16 protein-coding genes are annotated in these 18,262 nt (G+C 72.8%); 2 read left to right on the top strand and 14 right to left on the bottom strand.

Features of this window, described 5'->3' with window-relative positions:
• Positions 1-16 precede the first annotated feature (16 nt).
• The 4 genes from QSK20_RS04720 to QSK20_RS04705 all read right to left on the bottom strand — a co-directional run bounded on the left by QSK20_RS04720 (position 17) and on the right by QSK20_RS04705 (position 4,467).
• Positions 17-916 carry a carbohydrate ABC transporter permease gene (locus QSK20_RS04720; protein WP_285787316.1) on the bottom strand — a complete coding sequence of 300 codons (900 nt, stop codon included), beginning with the start codon at positions 914-916 and terminating at the stop codon, positions 17-19.
• 1 nt (position 917) lies between these two features.
• Positions 918-2,039, bottom strand: a complete 1,122-nt coding sequence (locus QSK20_RS04715) for a carbohydrate ABC transporter permease (protein ID WP_285787315.1) — start codon at positions 2,037-2,039, stop codon at positions 918-920.
• A 170-nt stretch (positions 2,040-2,209) separates the two neighbouring features.
• Complete coding sequence (locus QSK20_RS04710) at positions 2,210-3,457, bottom strand: sugar ABC transporter substrate-binding protein (RefSeq protein WP_285787314.1); 1,248 nt, start codon at positions 3,455-3,457, stop codon at positions 2,210-2,212.
• 26 nt (positions 3,458-3,483) lie between these two features.
• Positions 3,484-4,467 (bottom strand): LacI family DNA-binding transcriptional regulator, encoded by a 984-nt coding sequence (locus QSK20_RS04705; protein ID WP_285787313.1) that lies wholly within the window; start codon positions 4,465-4,467, stop codon positions 3,484-3,486.
• A 158-nt stretch (positions 4,468-4,625) separates the two neighbouring features.
• On the opposite strand from QSK20_RS04705, the gene QSK20_RS04700 reads away from it, so the two are divergent.
• Positions 4,626-6,740: an amylo-alpha-1,6-glucosidase gene (locus QSK20_RS04700; RefSeq protein ID WP_285787312.1), complete on the top strand. Its 2,115-nt coding sequence runs from the start codon at positions 4,626-4,628 to the stop codon at positions 6,738-6,740.
• Between the two features lie 124 nt (positions 6,741-6,864).
• Here QSK20_RS04700 and dapB read toward each other — a convergent pair whose 3' ends face one another.
• The 6 genes from dapB to truB all read right to left on the bottom strand — a co-directional run bounded on the left by dapB (position 6,865) and on the right by truB (position 14,275).
• Positions 6,865-7,629 (bottom strand): 4-hydroxy-tetrahydrodipicolinate reductase, encoded by a 765-nt coding sequence (gene dapB / locus QSK20_RS04695; protein WP_285787311.1) that lies wholly within the window; start codon positions 7,627-7,629, stop codon positions 6,865-6,867.
• Positions 7,630-7,713: 84 nt separating this feature from the next.
• Positions 7,714-9,123 carry a M16 family metallopeptidase gene (locus QSK20_RS04690; protein ID WP_502888844.1) on the bottom strand — a complete coding sequence of 470 codons (1,410 nt, stop codon included), beginning with the start codon at positions 9,121-9,123 and terminating at the stop codon, positions 7,714-7,716.
• Between the two features lie 126 nt (positions 9,124-9,249).
• Entirely contained in the window at positions 9,250-11,613 is a 2,364-nt protein-coding gene (locus QSK20_RS04685) for a polyribonucleotide nucleotidyltransferase (protein WP_285787310.1), read from the bottom strand.
• 231 nt (positions 11,614-11,844) lie between these two features.
• On the bottom strand, positions 11,845-12,114 hold the full coding sequence (gene rpsO, locus QSK20_RS04680; protein ID WP_043962418.1) for a 30S ribosomal protein S15: 270 nt from the start codon (positions 12,112-12,114) through the stop codon (positions 11,845-11,847).
• A gap of 190 nt (positions 12,115-12,304) precedes the next feature.
• Positions 12,305-13,234 carry a bifunctional riboflavin kinase/FAD synthetase gene (locus QSK20_RS04675; protein WP_285787309.1) on the bottom strand — a complete coding sequence of 310 codons (930 nt, stop codon included), beginning with the start codon at positions 13,232-13,234 and terminating at the stop codon, positions 12,305-12,307.
• A 72-nt stretch (positions 13,235-13,306) separates the two neighbouring features.
• Positions 13,307-14,275 (bottom strand): tRNA pseudouridine(55) synthase TruB, encoded by a 969-nt coding sequence (gene truB, locus QSK20_RS04670; RefSeq protein ID WP_502888843.1) that lies wholly within the window; start codon positions 14,273-14,275, stop codon positions 13,307-13,309.
• A gap of 117 nt (positions 14,276-14,392) precedes the next feature.
• On the opposite strand from truB, the gene QSK20_RS04665 reads away from it, so the two are divergent.
• Entirely contained in the window at positions 14,393-14,725 is a 333-nt protein-coding gene (locus QSK20_RS04665) for a hypothetical protein (protein ID WP_285787307.1), read from the top strand.
• A gap of 41 nt (positions 14,726-14,766) precedes the next feature.
• Here the strand turns inward: QSK20_RS04665 and QSK20_RS04660 are convergent, their stop codons facing one another.
• From QSK20_RS04660 to QSK20_RS04645, 4 genes are all read right to left on the bottom strand, one after another.
• Positions 14,767-16,098 (bottom strand): MATE family efflux transporter, encoded by a 1,332-nt coding sequence (locus tag QSK20_RS04660; protein WP_502888857.1) that lies wholly within the window; start codon positions 16,096-16,098, stop codon positions 14,767-14,769.
• A 420-nt stretch (positions 16,099-16,518) separates the two neighbouring features.
• Positions 16,519-16,728, bottom strand: coding sequence for a DUF6186 family protein (locus QSK20_RS04655; protein ID WP_172900360.1), 210 nt, complete (start codon positions 16,726-16,728; stop codon positions 16,519-16,521).
• On the bottom strand, positions 16,728-17,135 hold the full coding sequence (locus QSK20_RS04650) for a hypothetical protein (RefSeq protein WP_088980145.1): 408 nt from the start codon (positions 17,133-17,135) through the stop codon (positions 16,728-16,730). Before QSK20_RS04650 ends, QSK20_RS04655 begins: the two co-directional genes overlap by 1 nt.
• A gap of 54 nt (positions 17,136-17,189) precedes the next feature.
• The gene (locus QSK20_RS04645; protein ID WP_285787658.1) at positions 17,190-18,236 is read right to left on the bottom strand and encodes a DHH family phosphoesterase; all 1,047 of its coding nucleotides are present in this window, start codon (positions 18,234-18,236) and stop codon (positions 17,190-17,192) included.
• Positions 18,237-18,262: the final 26 nt, after the last annotated feature.

Below are 18,262 nucleotides of genomic sequence, written 5' to 3'. Positions count from 1 at the left end.
GAGCCACCGGCGGTGCTCAGCCCTTGTCCGCGCCGTCGTTGGCGTCCCGGACGAAGTAACGCTGGAAGATCACGAAGACGATCGCCACCGGGATGGTGGCCAGCAGCGCCGCGCCCAGTTTGAGCGGGTACTGGGTGCCCGAACCGAGCGAGCCGCTGACCAGGTCGGCCAGTCCCCGGGGCAGGGTGAACAGGTCCGGGTCCTGCACGGCGACCAGGCTGTGCGGGAACTCGTTCCAGGAGCCCTGGAAGGAGAGGATGGTCAGCGTGATCAGGGCCGGTCTCGCCATCGGCAGCACCACCGACCAGAAGGTCCGGAACGGGCCGGCCCCGTCGATGCGGGCCGCCTCCTCCACGCTGACCGGGATCGACTCGAAGAACTGCTTCATGATGAAGACCCCGGCCGCGTCGGCGAGCAGCGGCACCACCAGCGCGGCGTAGCTGTCGTACATGCCGAGCTGGTTGAGCACCAGGAACTTCGGGATCAGCAGCACCACGCCGGGCACCGCCATCACCGCGACGACCGCCGCGAACAGCCCGGCCCGCCCCCGGAACCGCAACCGGGCCAGGGCGTACCCGGCGAGCGAGTCGAAGAACACCCGACCGGCGGTGACCAGCACGGTGACCAGCACCGAGTTGCCCATCCAGAGCGGGAAGGCGGTCCCCTCGAAGATCCGCGCGAACCCGTCCAGCGCGACCGGGTCGGGCACCGGGGAGAGCGGGTTGGCCGCCGCGTCCGGCTCGGTCTTGAACGAGTTGGCGATCTGGATCACGAACGGGTAGAGGAACACCAGCCCGAAGAAGACCAGGGTGGCGTACCCGAGGAAGGTCGTCGCCAGGGCCCGCGCGCCGTCGGGGCGGCGGTCCCGGCCGGCGGAGGTCGGCGGAGCGCCCGCCGGTGGAGTCACCACGGCCATGTCAGGACCTCCCCGGTACGCGCCGACGCCGCCACGACCGCCGCCCGGTGCGGTCGCGGTCCCGCATCAGCCAACGCTGTCCGAGGGTCAGCACGATGATGATCAGGAACAGGACGAACGAGATGGCCGCGCCGGAGCCGTACTCGAAGTCCCGGAACGCGGTCCGGTACGACAGGTAGGCCGGGGTGAGCGTGGTCTTGGCCGGGTCGCCCTGGCTCATCACGTACACCTGGTCGAAGACCTGCCAGGTGCCGATCAGGCCGAGGGTGACCACCAGGAACGTGGTCGGCCTGAGCAGCGGCAGGGTGACGTACCGGAACCGCTGCCAGCGGCTCGCCCCGTCCAGGGTGCTCGCCTCGTCCAGGGTCACCGGCACGTTCTGCAACGCGGCGAGGTACATCAGCATGAACGTCCCGGAGGTGGTCCAGACCACCAACGTGATGATCGAGACCATCGCCACGCTGGGGCCGGAGAGCCAGTCCCACCAGGTCAGGCCGAACGGGCCGCCGTCGGTGAGGGCGGCCGGCGGCTGGTCGACACCGACCGCGCCGAGCAGGACGTGCAGCACTCCCCGGGCGTCGGCGAACCACTGCGGCCCGTCGATGCCGAACGCGCCGAGCAGCGCGTTGACCGCGCCCGAGTTGGCGAACAGGAAGAGGAAGACCACGCTGATCGCCACCGAACTGGTGACCGAGGGGAAGTAGAACGCCGAGCGGAAGAACGTCTTGCCCCGCAGCATCCGGTTGTTGACGACCAGGGCGAGGCCGAGCGCCAGCGCGGTCTGCGCCGGCACCACGATCGCCACGTAGTAGAGGTTGTTCCGGATGCTGGTCATGAAGTCCCGGCGGGCGAGCCCCTCCTCGGTGAACAGCCGGGTGTAGTTGTCGGTCCCCACGAAGGGCACCCCGGAGGTGAACGGGCTGCCCTGGCCGTTCCAGCCGGTCAGGCTCACCCAGAACGCCATCAGGATCGGCAGCAGCAGGAACAGCCCGAGAATCGCCACCACGGGGGCCACGAAGAGCCAGCCCGCCAGGTTCTCGTTGCCGCGTACGCCGCCACGCCGCCGGCTGCCGGACGGCGCGGCCGACGGGGTGGCCGACACGGCCGACGCGTCGATCGCCATCTCCCCTCCCTCCCAGGCGGTGGTTGCGGTAGTGCGGTACGTGCCGCCGCGGTGCGGCGGGCGTGGTGCGGTGCGGTGCGGTGCGGTGCCCGCGGTGGTGCGGGTTGTGGTGGTAGCAGGGGTCCCCTGCTCATCAAAATGCGGTAACAGGGGACCCCTGCTACCCCGCGTCAGCTGCCGCCGAGCGCCGACTTGGCGTTCTGGTCGAAGCGGGCGAGGACCGCCTTCGGGTCGCCCGTGGCGAGGGTGTTCAGCCCGGTGTCCAGGTCCTTCAGGACGCTGTCCATCTTGGGGGCGTTCACCGGCCCCTGGGCGTACTCGGCGCCGTCGATGAACGGCTTGTCGGCCGGGAACTGCTGGGTGTACTGGTCACGGACCGACTGCCGGGACGGCATCACGCCGAACGCCGTGGCGAAGGTCATCTGCTGCTCGCCGGTGGTCATCGCCTCGACGAACTTGATCGCCTGCTCCTTGTGCGCGCTCTTGGCGGCGATGCCCCAGCAGTTGGTGAAGGAGAGGGTGCCCTGGCCCTTCGGCCCGGCCGGCAGCGGCACGACCTTGTACTTGACGTTCGGGAAGTCGTTCTGGAGAGCCCCCTTGATCCAGTTGCCCTCGATGGTCATCACCGCCTTGCCCTTGCCGAACGCCTCGCCGCCCCAGCCGGCGTCGAGCTGCTTCGGGTAACGGGCCAGCCCCTCGGTGAGCAGCGTCTTCACGTAGGTGAGGGCCTGCACGTTCTCCGGGGTGTCCCCGGTGGCCTGCTTGCCGTCCGCGCTGGTCAGCCAGCCGCCGGACTGGACCATGAACGCGCCGATGCGGTCCCGGGTGTCGGCGACCACCAGCGGCACCTGCCCGGCCGCCTTGAGCTTGCGGGCGGTGGCGGTGAGCTGGTCCCAGGTGGTCGGGACGTCGGCGTCGGTGAGGCCGGCCTTCGTCCAGAGGTCGGTGTTGATCTGGAGGGCGAGGGTGGAGAAGTCCTTCGGCACGCAGTAGAACTTGCCGTCGTAGGTGAACGTCTGCCGCAGGCTCTCGTAGAAGTCGTCCGGCTTGCTGATCTTGTCGCCGTACGGTTCGAGCGCGCCGACGCTGGCGTAGTCGGCGAAGCGACTGGCGTCGACGTAGAAGACGTCCGGCGGGTTGCCCCCCGCGAGGGCCTGCCCGAGCTGCTGGGTGAGGTCCTGGGCCGGGGTGACCGTGGCGGTGTTGCCGGACGCGTCAGCCCACTTCGCTGCGGCCTCCTGCACCGCCTTGGTCTCCGCCTCGCCGGAGGATCCGATCAGGATCTCCAGCTTCGCCGGCCCGCTGGACTGGGTCTCGTCGCCGGAGTCGTCGAAGCCGCTGCCGCAGGCGGCCGAGCCGATCAGGGCGACGGCGGCGAGGCCGGCCACCGCCGCGCGGCGGATCGTTCGAGGGGCCATCTCACTCTCCTGGTGGGGGAAGGGGTTCACGCGCTCTGCCGGAGCACCAGACGGGGCTTCAGCAGAACCTGGGGGTGGGTCTGTCGGGGGGTGTCGTCGAGCCGGCCGGTCAGCAGTTCCACGCACCGGACCGCGGCTTGGCGCAGGGGCTGGCAGACGCTGGTCAACCCGACCGCCGCGGCGACCGGGGTGTCGTCGAAGCCGATCACCGGGACGGCGGGGTCGGCGGCGCGGACGGCCTGGAGGGCACCGAGGGCCAGCGAGTCGCTGGCGCAGAGCAGGGCGGTCGGCGGCCGGGGCGCGTCGAGCAGGTCGCGGGCGGCCCGCTCGCCTTCGGGGATGCCGTCCTCGGTCCGCCGGTCCAGGTCGGTCGGGTCGACTCCGGCCGCGCGCAGGGTGTGCTCCCAGCCGAGCCGCCGGTCGTCGCCGACGCCGGAGCCGACCGGCCAGCCGACGAAACCGATCCGCCGGTGGCCGAGCGCCAGCAGCCGACGGGTGGCCTGGGCGGTGCCGTCCGCGCCGTCCACGTCGACCCACGGGTGGACGGTCGGGTCGTCCCAGGGGCGTCCGAAGGTCACGAAGGGCACGCCCCGGGCGGTGAGCCAGGCGGTCCGTGGGTCGCGCCGCTTGGTGCCGGTGAGCACGAAGGCGTCGAGGTCGTACGCGCCGAGCAGGTCGTCGTACTCCCCGATCTCCTGCTCGTCGTCGGTGGCGGTGTAGAGCATCACCCGGTAGCCGGCGGTGCCGGCGGTCTCGGAGAGGCCGTGCAGGAAGCGGTCGAGCACGGAGCCGTTGATGCCGTCCCGGGTGGGTTCGATGCGCACGGCGATCAGCCGGGACCGGCCGGTACGCATCTGCCGGGCGGCCTGGTTGGTCCGGTACCCGAGGGCGTCGATCGCCTCCCGCACCCGCTGCCGGGTCTCCTCACGCACGACGTGCGGGGAGTTGAGCACGTTGGAAACGGTCTGGCGGCTGACCCCGGCCTGCCGGGCCACCGTCGCGATAGTCACCTTTTGTGCCACAAAATCCCTCCCGCCATCTTGAACGTTCCAATCTGGATAAGGCAGGATTGGATCGTTCAAGTTTCTGGAATGTTTCGCACTCTGGCACCCCATGGAACGATCTGTCAAGAGATCCACGTTCCCGCCGACGACCCTGGAGTTCCCCCGTGACCGAACGCCTGCAACCCCTGCTGCACGAGCTGGTCGGAGTCGTCCTCGCACCCACCAGCGCGCTCGGTGACCCGGCCGGGCAGATCCGGCCGGTCGGTGTGCAGGGCGTCTTCCACGCCGACGCCCGGGTGCTCTCCCGGGCCGAACTGCGCGTCGACGACCGGGAGCCGGAAGGGCTGACCTCCGGCCCGGACGGCCCGCACGCGGCCCGCTTCGTCAGCGTCGCCCGCTGGCTCGGCGACCCGCACCCCGATCCCACCGTCCGCATCGACCGGTCACGGCGGGTCACCCCGGACGGCCTGGTCGAGGAGCTGCACGTGGTCTCCACCGCGTCGGTGCCGGTCCGGGCCACGGTCACCGTCGACCTGGACTGCGACCTGGCCCCGATCGAGGTGGTGAAGTCCGGTGACAGCCGGCCGGCGCTGCCGGCCCACCCCGGGTCGGCCGGCGGGTTCGGCTGGACCGCGGGTGGCATCACCGTCACGGTCCACGGCGAGGGCGCGACCGCGCACGTCGACGGCGCGCACGCCGCGCTCCGGCTCGCCTGGCCGGTCGAGCTGCCCGCCGGTGGCGGCGACACCGTGCTGCGCTGGCGGCTGACCGTCACCGACCCCCGCGCCGTCGTGGTGGCTCCGGTGGACGGCCCCGACTGGGCCCACCCCGAGGTACGCGCCGACGACCGTCGTCTGGTCCGCCTCCTCGACCGGTCCCTGGCCGACCTGCGCGCGCTGCGCCTGGCCGAGCCGGCCCACCCGGAGGACGTCTTCCTCGGCGCGGGCGTGCCCTGGTTCCTCACCCTGTTCGGCCGGGACAGCCTCTGGGCGGCCCGGATGATGCTCCCGCTCGGCACCGGGCTGGCCGCCAGCACGCTGCGGGTGCTCGCCCGCCGCCAGGGCACCCGGGTCGACCCGGCCACCGGCGAGGCGCCCGGCAAGATCCTGCACGAGCTGCGCCGCCACGAGTTCGCCCTCTCCGACGCGGGGCTGCGGCTGCCGCCGGCCTACTACGGCACGGTCGACGCCACCCTGCTCTGGGTCAACCTGCTGCACGACGCCTGGCGCTGGGGGCTGCCCGCCGCGCAGGTCGAGCCGCTGCTGCCGCACCTGGAGGCCGCGCTGGGCTGGCTCGGCACGCACGCCGACGCCGACGGCGACGGGCTGGTCGAGTACGTCGACACCACCGGCCACGGCCTGGCCAACCAGGGCTGGAAGGACTCCGGTGACGCGGTCCGGTTCGCCGACGGCAGCATCGCACAGGCCCCGATCGTGCTGGCCGAGGTGCAGGGGTACGCGTACGAGGCCGCGGTGAACGGGGCGGCCCTGCTCGACGCGTTCGACCGCCCCGGCGGGGACTCCTGGCGCGAGTACGCCCAGCGGCTCGCCGAGCGGTTCCGCGCCACGTTCTGGGTGGACGGCCGGAACGGCCCGCAGCCCGCCCTCGCCCTGGACCGGGACAAGCGGCCGGTCGACTCGCTGACCAGCAACATCGGTCACCTGCTCGGCACCGGCCTGCTCGACGACGACGAGTCCGCCCAGGTCGCGAAGCTGCTCACCAGCGAGTCGCTGACCGGAGGGTTCGGACTGCGCACCATGTCCCGGGCCGACGGCGGGTTCAGCCCGCTGTCGTACCACTGCGGTTCGATCTGGACCCACGACACCGCGATCGTGCTCAGCGGGCTGGCCCGGTCGGGGTTCGACGACGCGGCGCGCACCCTCGCCGAGGGACTGCTCCGCGCCGCCGAGGCGTTCGACTACCGGCTACCGGAGCTGTACGGTGGCGACGACCGGGACCTGCTGGGGCGGCCGGTGCCGTATCCGGCGGCGTGCCGCCCGCAGGCGTGGTCGGCGGCGAGCGCGGTGCTGCTGCTCCAGGCCGCCGTCGGTCTCTACCCGGACGTCCCCCGGGGGCTGGTGGCGCTCCGTCCGCTCGCCGGCGCCGAACTGGGCGCCGTCGCGGCGCGCGGGCTCCGGATCGCCGGCACCCCCGTCGACGTGACCGTCACCGGCTACGGCGAGGTCAGCCTGACCAACGCCCCCGCCGGCCTGGCTCCGGGGCACCTGCCCACCGCTCCCGCCCCGCGCACCGCCCGGGAGTCCCTCCCCTTCCGGTGACCGCCGGGCCGGCGGCGACGTGGACCACCACGGGACCGTGACGTCGGCGGCTACCACGGGACCATGACGTCGGCGGCGACGTGGACCACCACGGTCGCCGCCGACGTCGGACCACGCGGTCAGATCAGAGCAGCGGGTCGAGGCCCACGGTGAGGCCGGGGCGACGCCGAACCTCGCGGACGGCGAGCAGCACACCGGGCATGAAGGAGGCCCGGTCGTAGGAGTCGTGCCGGATGGTCAGCGTCTCCCCGGTGGTGCCGAAGAGCACCTCCTGGTGCGCGACCAGGCCGGTGGCCCGGACCGCGTGGACGCGTACCCCGTCGATGTCGGCGCCGCGCGCGCCCGGCACCTCGCTCGCGGTGGCGTCCGGCGACGGACCCAGGCCGGCGTCCGCGCGGGCCTGGGCGACCAGCCGCGCGGTGTGCGTGGCGGTGCCGCTCGGCGCGTCCAGCTTGCGTGGGTGGTGCTGCTCGATGATCTCCACCGACTCGAAGTGCCGGGCGGCGCGGGCGGCGAACTGCATCATCAGCACCGCGCCGATACCGAAGTTGGGGGCGATCAGCACGCCCACCCCGGGCTTGCCGTCCAGCCAGCCGCGCACCTGGTCCAGCCGCTGCTCGGTGAAACCGGTGGTGCCCACCACCGCGCTGATCCCCCGGTCGATCGACCAGCGCAGGTTCTCCATCACCACGTCGGGCGTGGTGAAGTCGACGACCACCTGAGCGTCGGCGGCCGCGGAGAGCCCGTCGCCCTGGTCGATCGTCGCCACCAGGTCGAGGTCGCCGGCCGCGTCGACCGCCTTGCACACCTCGATGCCCATCCGGCCCCGGGCACCCAGCACGCCGACCCGGACCGGCTCGTCGCGTCGCTTCTCCTGCTCGTCAGTCACGCGGCACAACCTATCCCAAGCCGGGCATGGTCCCGCCTCCGGAACCGCTGACCGTCCACCCTGCGGACGACGCCCCTGCCACGACTACGCCCCGGCGAAGTCGCCCCGCTCGAACGGGCCCACCACGGCCAGCGACATGGGCCGGCTCAACAGCTCGGCGGCGAGGCTGTTGACCTCGTCGACGGTGACCGCGTCCACCCGGGACAACAGCTCGTCGACGGGCACCAGGTCGCCGTAGAGCAGCTCGCCCTTGGCCAGCCGGCTCATCCGGGAACCGGTGTCCTCCAGGCCGAGCACGAACGAGCCCTTGGACATGCCCTTGCCCCGGGCCACCTCGGCCTCGGTCAGTCCGTCCGTGGCCACCCGGCGAAGTTCGGCGCGGGTCAGCTCCAGCACCTCGTCCAGCTTTCCGGGCGCGCAGCCGGCGTAGACCGCGAACAGGCCGGCGTCGGCGTACTGGCTGGCGTAGGAGTAGACCGAGTACGCCAGCCCGCGCTGCTCCCGGATCTCCTGGAACAGCCGGCTGGACATGCCGCCGCCGAGCACGTTGTTCAGCACGCCGAGGGCGAACCGCCGCTCGTCCAGCCGGTCGATGCCGGGGCAGCCGAGGATCACGTGCGCCTGCTCGGTCTCCTTCGGCTCGACCAGGGTGGTGGCCGGCTTCGTCCGTACCGCCGGGGTGTTCGGGCGGTACGCCGCCGGGGCCGCCGGGGCGGTGTCCAGCGGGGTGCCCGCCAGCGCCTGCCGGACCAGCTTCACCACGGTGGCGTGGTCGAGGTTGCCGGCGGCGGCGATCACGATCTGCGGGGCGACGTACCGCTTCCGGTAGAAGCCCTGGATCTGCCGCCGGGTCATCGGGGTGACCGTCTCCTCGGTGCCGGAGATCAGCCGGCCCAACGGGTGGTCGCCGTAGACCGCGCGGGCGAAGAGGTCGTGCACCTCGTCGCCGGGCTCGTCGTCGTGCATGGCGATCTCTTCGAGGATCACCCCGCGTTCGGTCTCGACGTCCGCCGGCTTTAGCAGCGAGTCGGCGACCAGGTCGCACATCACGTCGATGGCCAGCGGCAGGTCCTCGTCGAGCACCCGCGCGTAGTAGCACGTGTACTCCTTGGTGGTGAAGGCGTTCGTCTCACCACCCACCGCCTCGATCTCGGCGGAGATGTCCAGCGCGGTCCGCTTGTTCGTGCCCTTGAAGAGCAGGTGCTCCAGGAAGTGCGCGGCACCGGACTGCGGGCCGGTCTCGTCCCGGGAGCCGACCGCCACCCAGATGCCGAACGAGACGCTGCGCATCGCCGGGATCGCCTCGGTCAGCACCCGTAGGCCGCTGGGGAGCACGGTACGCCGCACCGTCCCGCCCAACGGGTCGTCGCTCAGCGTCCGGGTCACCGCCCGGGCCGACGCGGACCGGCCGGACGGGGCGGCTCCGGCGGCGCGGGCGCGGTGACCCGCACCCCACCGACCCGGGACGAACGGTGCGTGGTCAGCCCGACTCACAGGTACCTGACTCCTAGGGACGTAAGGGGTGGTGATCCGCCCTCCGACGGGACCAGCCCGGCTCGGCGAGCCGGGCTGGTCCCTCGGATCGGACGTTCGTGCCGTCGCGTGACGGCACGGAACGGGTCAGCTGTGCCGGGTCCGGCGACGCGGGCGGTCGCCGCCCTCGCCACCCTCACCGCGACGCGGGCGGTCGCCGCCCTCGCCGCCGCCCTCGCCCCGGCTCGCGCCACGGTCACCGCGCGGTCCCCGGTCGCTGCGCTCCCGGGCCGGCGGACGCTCGCCGCCCTCGGCCGGAGCGGGCGCCTCGGCGCCCTCGGGGCGGACCTTGTCCAGGTAGATCTTGCCGCGGGCGTCGATGTCCGCGATCTCCACCTCGACCTTGTCGCCGACGTTGAGGAAGTCCTCGACCTTCTCCACCCGCTTGCCGTCGCCGACCTTGGAGATGTGCAGCAGGCCGTCCCGGCCGGGCAGCAGCGACACGAACGCGCCGAACGCGGCGGTCTTGACCACCGTGCCGAGGAACTTGTCGCCGACCTTCGGCAGGGTCGGGTTGGCGATCGCGTTGATCCGCTCCACCGCGGCCTCGGCCGACGGGCCGTTGGTCGCGCCGACGTAGATGGTGCCGTCGTCCTCGATGGAGATCTCGGCGCCGGTCTCGTCCTGGATGGCGTTGATGGTCTGCCCCTTCGGGCCGATCACCATGCCGATCTTGTCGACCGGGATCTTGACGGTGGTGACCCGCGGCGCGTAGTCCGACATCGAGGCCGGGGCCTCGATCGCCGCCTGCATCACGTCGAGGATGGTCTGCCGGGCCTCGTGCGCCTGCTGGAGCGCGGCGGCCAGCACGTCCGACGGGATGCCGTCGAGCTTGGTGTCGAGCTGGAGCGCGGTGACGAAGTCCCGGGTACCGGCGACCTTGAAGTCCATGTCGCCGAAGGCGTCCTCGGCACCGAGGATGTCGGTGAGCGTGACGTACTCGGTCTTGCCGTCCACCTCGTCGGAGATGAGCCCCATGGCGATGCCGGCGACCGGGGCCTTCAGCGGCACACCGGCCGAGAGCAGGCCCAGGGTGGAGGCGCAGACCGACCCCATCGAGGTCGAGCCGTTCGAGCCGAGCGCCTCGGAGACCTGCCGGATGGCGTACGGGAACTCCTCGCGCGACGGCAGCACCGGGATCAGCGCCCGCTCGGCGAGCGCGCCGTGGCCGATCTCGCGCCGCTTCGGCGAGCCGACCCGACCGGTCTCACCGGTGGAGTACGGCGGGAAGTTGTAGTTGTGCATGTAGCGCTTGCGGGTCTCCGGAGCGAGGGTGTCCAGCATCTGCTCCATGCGCAGCATGTTCAGCGTGGTGACGCCGAGGATCTGCGTCTCGCCCCGCTCGAAGAGCGCCGAGCCGTGCACCCGGGGCAGCACCCCGACCTCGGCGGTCAGCGGGCGGATGTCGCGCGGGCCCCGGCCGTCCATCCGGACCTGCTCACGGAGCACCCGGTTGCGGACCTCGGACTTGCTCAGCGACCGGAACGCGGCGCTGAGCTCCTTCTCCCGGCCCTCGAAGCGCGGGCCGAGCTCCTCGACGACCTTCGCCTTGACCCGGTCCAGGGCCTCCTCGCGGTCGGCCTTGCCGGCGATCTTGAGGGCCTCGGCCACCTCGGCGCGCCCCAGGTCGGCCACCGCGCCGAAGACGTCCTCCTGGTAGTCCAGGAAGACCGGGAACTCGGCGACCGGCTTGGCGGCCACCTCGGCCAGTTCGCTCTGCGCCCGGCACAGCTCACGGATGGCCGGCTTGGACGCCTCCAGGCCGCTGGCGACGACCTCCTCGGTCGGGGCGGGCGCCCCGCCGGCGACCAGCGCCACGGTGTGCTCGGTGGCCTCGGCCTCGACCATCATGATCGCGACGTCGCCGTCGGCCAGCGCCCGGCCGGCGACCACCATGTCGAAGGTGGCCCGGGCCAGTTCGTCGCGGGTCGGGAAGGCGACCCACTGACCGTCGACGTGCGCCATCCGGGTCGCCCCGATCGGGCCGGAGAACGGCAGGCCGGAGAGCTTGGTCGACATCGAGGCGGCGTTGATCGCCACCACGTCGTACGGGTGCTGCGGGTCGAGCGCGAGGATGGTCTCGACGACCTGGACCTCGTTGCGCAGACCCTTGACGAACGACGGGCGCAGCGGCCGGTCGATCAGCCGGCAGGTGAGGATCGCGTCCTCGCTGGGGCGGCCCTCGCGGCGGAAGAACGAGCCGGGGATCCGGCCCGCCGCGTACATCCGCTCCTCGACGTCGACGGTCAGCGGGAAAAAGTCGAACTGCTCCTTCGGCTGCTTGCTGGCCGTGGTGGCGGAGAGGACGACCGTCTCGCCGAGCTGGGCGACGACGGAGCCGGCGGCCTGCCGGGCCAGCCGGCCGGTGGAGAAGGTGACCTCGCGGGTGCCGAAGGCACCGTTGTCGATCACGGCGGTACGGGATTCGGTGCCGAGTCGGTTCTCGGTCATGGGTGGGTCAAACTCCTCACGTCGGGGGCCCACGACGCTCGGGAGCTGCTCAGACGGCCGGTCTTCGATCGAAGCGCCCGGGGGCCGGCGGATTCTCGCCGGGGATCCCGGGGGCCACTACCGGAGACCGGTACGCTGACCGGCTCCCGTCTCGGGTGGTCGCGCGGCCCTGGTTCTTCGGGTGGTGACGCCGATCGGGGGAGTGACCTGGTCGGTCACTCCCCCGTCACGTCACCGGCGCAGGCCGAGCCGCTCGATGAGCGACCGGTAGCGGTTGATGTCCTTCTTCTGGACGTAGTTGAGCAGCCGACGGCGACGGCCGACCAGCAGCAGCAGCCCACGACGGCTGTGGTGGTCGTGCTTGTGCACCTTCAGGTGCTCGGTGAGCTCGGCGATCCGCTTGGTGAGCACTGCGACCTGCACCTCCGGGGAACCGGTGTCCCCCTCGGCGGTCGCGTACTCCGCGCGGATCTTGGCCTTGGCTTCCTGGTCGAGCGCCATTTTCTCCCTGTTTCGGTGGGTTGTTCGTCAGGCTCCGCCCGTCCCGTCCGGGAAGGGAAACGGAGGCGAACCTCGCACCCGCGGCGTCGAGCAGGCGCGCGAGGCCCCACGTCGTTGAACGACGTCTCCGCCAGACTACCAGCATCCGGGGAAAGCGCCCGTCGAAGGGCCGCCGGGCGCGCCCGGGCGGTCAGCCCAGCGCGGCCCGGGTACGGGACACGTCCTCGTTCATCTGCGCGATCAGCGGCTCGATCGTGTCGTACCGGCGCTGCTCGCGCAGGTGCGCCACGAAGTCCAGGGCGAGCCGCTCCCCGTAGAGGTCCCCGGTGAAGTCCAGCGCGTACGCCTCGACCCGGCGCTCCCGGCCGGAGAAGGTCGGGTTGGTGCCGATGGAGACCGCTGCCGCGAGCGGCTCCGCGCCGCCCCGCCGCACCAGCCGGGCGGCGTAGATGCCGTCGGCGGGCACCGCCGCGTACCGGTGGCAGAGCAGGTTGGCGGTGGGGAAGCCCAGCTCCCGGCCGCGCTGGTCGCCCCGGACCACCACCCCCTCCAGGCGGTGCGGACGGCCCAGCGCCGTCGCGGCGGCGGCGACGTCCCCGGCGTCCACGCAGGCCCGGATGTACGTCGAGGAGAAGACCGTGCCGGCCGAGGCGACCAGGGGGGCGCCCTCGACACCGAAGCCGAAGGTCCGGCCGAGCCGCTCCAGCAGCGCCACGTCACCGGCCGCCCGGTGGCCGAAGCGGAAGTTCTCGCCGACCACCACCAGCGCGGCGTGCAGGTTCTCGACGAGGATGTCGTGCACGAACTCCTCGGCCGGCAGCCGGGAGAACTCGGGTGTGAAGGGCACCACGCAGAGCACGTCCACCCCGAGCGACTCGACCAGCTCGGCCTTGCGCCCCGCCTCGGTGAGCACCGCCGGATGGGAGCCGGGGCGGACCACCTCGGCCGGGTGCGGGTCGAAGGTCACCACCACCGACCGGACGCCCAGCTCCCGGGCCCGGGCCACGGCGTGGCCGATGGTGGCCTGGTGACCCCGGTGCACCCCGTCGAAGACACCGATGGTCACCACCGACCGGCCCCAGCCACCGGGCACCGCGTCGTACCCCCGCCAGCGCTGCATCTCTCTCCTCCCTGGCCGCACCGCCGCCCTGCGGTGCGGTGGTCGCCGAACGATCCCGTGCGGTCTCCGGCGTCAGGCCGGGGCGAGCACGATCTCCGCGCGGGCCCGACCCTCCCGCTCGCTGACGATAGCGAGCAGGTTCCCGGCGGGGCCGAAGACCGCGTAGGGGCCGACGATGCCGGCCGGGGCCAGCGGACCGCCGTGGGAGAGCACCCGGGCCTCGTCACCGTTGGCGTCCCGGCGCGGGAAGAACCGGTCGGCCGCCGCCGCGAGCGGCAGCGAGACCACGTCGGGGGACCGCTGCTCCAGCTCCGGCAGGGTCGCCGCCTCGGCCAGGGTGAATCCGCCGACGGCGGTCCGGCGCAGCGCGGTGAGGTGTCCGCCGACACCCAGCGCGACACCGGCGTCCCGGGCGATGGCCCGGATGTACGTCCCGGAGGAGCAGGTCACGTCCACGTCCACGTCGACCAGGTCCGGCGTGTCCCGGCGGACGGCGAGCACGGCAAGCCGGGAGACGGTGACCCGGCGGGCGGCCAGCGCCACCGTCTCCCCGTCGCGGACCCGCTTGTACGCCCGCTGACCGTCCACCTTGATCGCGCTGACCGCGCTCGGCACCTGGTCGATCTCGCCGGTGAGGGCGGCCAGGGCGGTACGGACCGCCTCGTCGGTCACCCCGGCGGCCGAGGTGGTGGCGGTGACCTCCCCCTCGGCGTCGTCGGTGACCGTGGTCTGTCCGAGCCGGATGGTGGCGGTGTAGCTCTTCTCCGCGCCGATCACGTACGTGAGCAGCCGGGTGGCCCGGTTGACCCCGATGACCAGTACTCCGGTGGCCATCGGATCGAGCGTGCCGCCGTGCCCCACCCGGCGGGTGCGGGCCAGTCGCCGGATCCGTGCCACCACGTCGTGCGACGTCATGCCACCGGGCTTGTCGACCACGATCAGACCGTCTGCGCTCACGTCGGCCAAGCCTGCCAGACCGCCCGGGGCCGGTCCGCGCCGGACCGCCCGTCCGGGCCCGGGGCGACGCGTAACACGCGCCATTCGGCAGAACGGTCGGCCGAGGCCGAAAAGAGACAGCAGGCGACGCGGTCCGGTGCCATCATCAGGCGCCCGGCCCGCGGTTACGGGGAGCGACCCGACCGGCCATGGAGGAGATCGATGTCCACCGTCCACGACAGGAACGCCAGCGATCCGGGCCAGGCCCGGCGGTCGGCCCGGTCACGGCCACCCGGTCAGCCGTCGCTGCTGCCCGACTGGATGCGCGACCCGCCACCGCCCCGGGTCACCCTCGGCGACCGGGTCGCCGCCGGGCTGCTGCGGCTGCCGGGGGCGCCCCGGGCCAGGCGGACCTGGTGGGCGTGGCAGGACCGGCGACGACTGTACGAGCGCTTCCCGAACACGTTCAAGATCGTGGCGTTCTTCGCCTCCTGGGCGATCGCCCTGGCCCTGGTGCTCACCGCGTGGGGCTTGTTCGCACTGGCAATGGGCTGACGGCAGACCCGCCCGGCCACGCCACCCGGCGGCCGGGCCGGTCAGTGGACGCCGGCGACCACCCAGCGTCCGGAGCGCAGCCGTAGCGCCAGAGCGACCAGGCGGATCACGACGAAGAGGGTCAGCCCCGCCCAGATCCCGCCGAGGCCCAGGTCGAACGCGTAGGTGAGCCAGATCGCCGGCAGGAACCCGCCGAGACCGGCGGCCACGGCGAGATTGCGCAGGTAGCGGACGTCGCCCGCGCCGATCAGCACCCCGTCGAGGGCGAACACCACGCCACCGAGCGGCTGGATCAGCACGAACCACGGCCAGATCGCCGCCGCCTGCTCGCGTACCTGGGGATCGGAGCTGAACAGCGCGGGAACCAGGTTGGCGCCGACGGCCACGAGCAGGGCGAACACCAGCCCGCAGACGCCGCCGAGCAGGGCGACCCGGCGGGCCAGCGCGCGGGCACCGGCCTCGTCCCCCGCCCCGAGCGCCGCCCCGACCAACGCCTGGGCGGCGATGGCGAGCGCGTCGAGCAGCAGCACGGTGAAGAACCAGAGTTGCACGACGATCTGGTGCGCGCCGACCGCGGCGGCCCCGAACCGCGCGGCGACGGCCGTCGCGGAGAGGAAGCTGGCCTGGAAGGCGACCCCCCGGACGAGCAGGTCCCGGCTGACCGCCAACTGGTGACGGATGACCTGCGGCCGGGGACGCAGCGACACCCGCTCGGCGACCAGCGCCGCGACGAACAGGGCACCGCAGAGGGTCTGCGCGACGACGTTGGCGACCGCCGAGCCGACCAGCCCCATCCCGACCGGATAGACCAGCAGCGGGCAGAGCAGCGCGGAGAGCAGGTTGGGGCCGAGCACGTACCACAGCGGACGCCGGGTGTCCTGGATGCCGCGTAGCCAGCCGTTGCCGGCGGCGGCCAGGAGAAGGCCCGGCGCGCCGAGGGCCGCGACCCGCAGCCACTGCGCGGCCGCGTCGGCCACCTCGCCGGTCGACCCGGCCAGGGTACGCGCCAGCGGTCCGGCCAGGACCTGCATACCGAGCGCGACGATCAACCCACCGGCAAGGGCGAGCCAGGACGACTGCACGCCCTCGGCCACCGCGGCGGCCCGGTCACCCGCCCCGAATCGGCGGGCCGACCGGCCGGTGGTGCCGTAGGCCAGGACGCTGCCGAGCCAGGCGATCAGCGTGAGCACCGTCCCGCCGACCGCGACGGCGGCCAACGGCACCCGACCGAGGTGGCCGACCACGGCCGTGTCGACCAGGACGTAGAGCGGTTCGGCGGCGAGGACGACCAGCGCCGGCAGGGCCAGCCCGGCGATCCGCCGCGCCGACGCCACCGGTGCCGAGGGCACGGCGGAGGCGGTCACGGGCCCGATCCTGGCACGTCCCGCGTAATGATTACAACCCCGCGTGCCCCTTACCGCCCCGTCCCGGACGGGGCGGGTGGATCACTGACGGGTGTCCATCGAGGTCTGGAGGGCGCGACGGGCCTGCTCGCGAGCCTCGTCGACGGTCTCGGGCTGGGGCTTGGTCGGCATGGCGGTTCCCTTCCAGGGCAGGCACGCGTCGACGACGCGGCGCACGTGGGTGTTCCCTGCTGCACGCCCCGCCAGCGGCCGGGGGTGACCGGCTCGGCTGGCCCGGGCAGCGTGGACCCGGGTCGGTTCGACCCTGGAGGGAGGCGGTGTCCGGTGGGAACCACCACCAGCGGGCGACGCCAGCAGAACGCGCCGGCCCTCACCCAAGTTATCGTTAAGTTCCACATGTTGCCCGTGCTTCCCACCACGTGGGCACGATCAGCGGGCGAAGAAGTGCCAGCCGATCCACCACCAGAAGCCGAACAGGCCGATCCGCCCGACCGGCACCGAGCCGACCTCGTACTGCATCACGTACGCGCAGACGTCGCCGAACGACGGCACCCGGGAACCCTCCCGGCGGGCCGCCCACTCGACGACGGCGAACAGCACCAGCGAGACCAGGAAGCCGCCGATGGCCAGGGTCCGCATCATCGCCGCACCAACCCCCAGAACGCCGCCAGCCAGGCGAACCAGGCCGCCGACCGGACCAACGAGTCCTCCAGCAGGGGGTCGGCCAGACGGGAGAAGGTGGGGAAGTCGTCCCCGGCCGCCATGACGAAGGTGGCCCCCTCGAACACCCCGAAGACCACCACCGGCAGCACCCACCAGATCGCGCCGGAGCGCAACCGCTCCGGCGCGGGACGGCGCGGCACCCGGTGGCTCAGCCCGAGCCAGACCAGCACCCCGCCGGTGCCGATGGTGTAGAGGTTCGCCGACGTCGAGAAGGAGGGCAGTTGACCTCCCACCAGGGACAGGCAGGCCAGAACGGGCACGACGACCACCGGACGGTCCCAGACCCGGGGCGCCTCGGCGGCGATCTCGTGGGGCTGTTCCATGCCGCGATTGTCTCCCTCCGTCACGGAGCGCGGAAAGGCCGACACTCCTCGCGGTCAGTCCCGCTCCTTCGCCTGCGTCAACGCCGAGTCCAGTTCGGCCCGGATCCGGGCCACCACCTCCTGCGCCGTACCCTGCCCGGTGAACCCGGCCGCGAAGCGGTGCCCGCCGCCGCCCAGGGTCACCGCGACCCGGCTGACGTCCACCGCGCCCTTGCTGCGCAGGGAAACCGCCCAACCGTCCTCGGCGATCTGCTTGAGCACGCCGCTGACGTCCGCCTCGGCGGTGCACCGCACCGAGTCGATCAACGGCTCCAGGACGTACGGTCGCTGGTCGTGCCGCTCCAGGTCGGCCAGGGTGGCGTAGGTCCAGACGAAACCGTGGCCGCCGGCCGCCGACGGTTCCAGCCGGGTCCGGCCGAGCACGTCGCCGTAGAGACGGACCGCGCCGAAGGGGCGGGTGTCGAAGATCCGACGGGAGATCTCCCCCGGCCGGATGCCGGTGGCGAGCAGCCGGGCCGCCATCCGGTGCACGTCCGGCGTGGTGGCGTCGAAGCGGAACGAGCCGGTGTCGGTGGCCAGCGCGACGTACAGGCACTCGGCGATCTCGGCGTCGAGCCGCACGTCGAGACGGGTCAGCAGCTCCTCGGCGACCACCGAGGTCGCCGCTGCCCCCGCATCGACCAGGTGAACGTCACCGAAACCGGTGTTCGAGGCGTGGTGGTCGAGAACCACCGCCGGGGCCGCGACGGCCAGCCGGTCGACCAGGTCGCCCAGGCGAGACTCGCTGGCCGCGTCGAAGCAGAGGACCAGATCCGGGTCGGGGTACGCCTCGGCGGCCGGCACCAGCAGGTCGAGGCCGGGCAGGTCCCGGAAGGGCTCGGGCACCTCCGGCGGGCCGGGGAAGGTCGCCTGCACCCCGCGCAGTCCGAGCCGGCGCAGTCCCAGGCCGAAGCCGAGCATGCTGCCCAGCGCGTCCCCGTCGGGGTTGACGTGGCAGATCAGCAGTACCCGGGAGTCCGGGGTGAGCCGCCGTACCGCGGTGACGGCGGCGGCCCAGTCGGCGTCGGCCGGTCCGGACGGCGCCGACGGCTCCTCGACCAGTAGATCGCCGGTCGAGGAGCCCGGAT

Source organism: Micromonospora sp. NBRC 101691 (genome assembly GCF_030269285.1).
GTDB classification, from domain to species: domain Bacteria; phylum Actinomycetota; class Actinomycetes; order Mycobacteriales; family Micromonosporaceae; genus Micromonospora; species Micromonospora echinospora.
This window is presented reverse-complemented; position numbering and strand designations above follow the sequence as displayed.

Bases quoted from the DNA above. Each gene is read 5' to 3' on its own strand.
- QSK20_RS04720 (WP_285787316.1), bottom strand. From the start codon at position 916: ATGGCCGTGGTGACTCCACCGGCGGGCGCTCCGCCGACCTCCGCCGGC.
- QSK20_RS04715 (WP_285787315.1), bottom strand. From the start codon at position 2,039: ATGGCGATCGACGCGTCGGCCGTGTCGGCCACCCCGTCGGCCGCGCCG.
- QSK20_RS04710 (WP_285787314.1), bottom strand. From the start codon at position 3,457: ATGGCCCCTCGAACGATCCGCCGCGCGGCGGTGGCCGGCCTCGCCGCC.
- QSK20_RS04685 (WP_285787310.1), bottom strand. From the start codon at position 11,613: ATGACCGAGAACCGACTCGGCACCGAATCCCGTACCGCCGTGATCGAC.
- rpsO (WP_043962418.1), bottom strand. From the start codon at position 12,114: ATGGCGCTCGACCAGGAAGCCAAGGCCAAGATCCGCGCGGAGTACGCG.
- QSK20_RS04675 (WP_285787309.1), bottom strand. From the start codon at position 13,234: ATGCAGCGCTGGCGGGGGTACGACGCGGTGCCCGGTGGCTGGGGCCGG.
- truB (WP_502888843.1), bottom strand. From the start codon at position 14,275: ATGGCGCGTGTTACGCGTCGCCCCGGGCCCGGACGGGCGGTCCGGCGC.
- QSK20_RS04665 (WP_285787307.1), top strand. From the start codon at position 14,393: ATGTCCACCGTCCACGACAGGAACGCCAGCGATCCGGGCCAGGCCCGG.
- QSK20_RS04655 (WP_172900360.1), bottom strand. From the start codon at position 16,728: ATGCGGACCCTGGCCATCGGCGGCTTCCTGGTCTCGCTGGTGCTGTTC.
- QSK20_RS04650 (WP_088980145.1), bottom strand. From the start codon at position 17,135: ATGGAACAGCCCCACGAGATCGCCGCCGAGGCGCCCCGGGTCTGGGAC.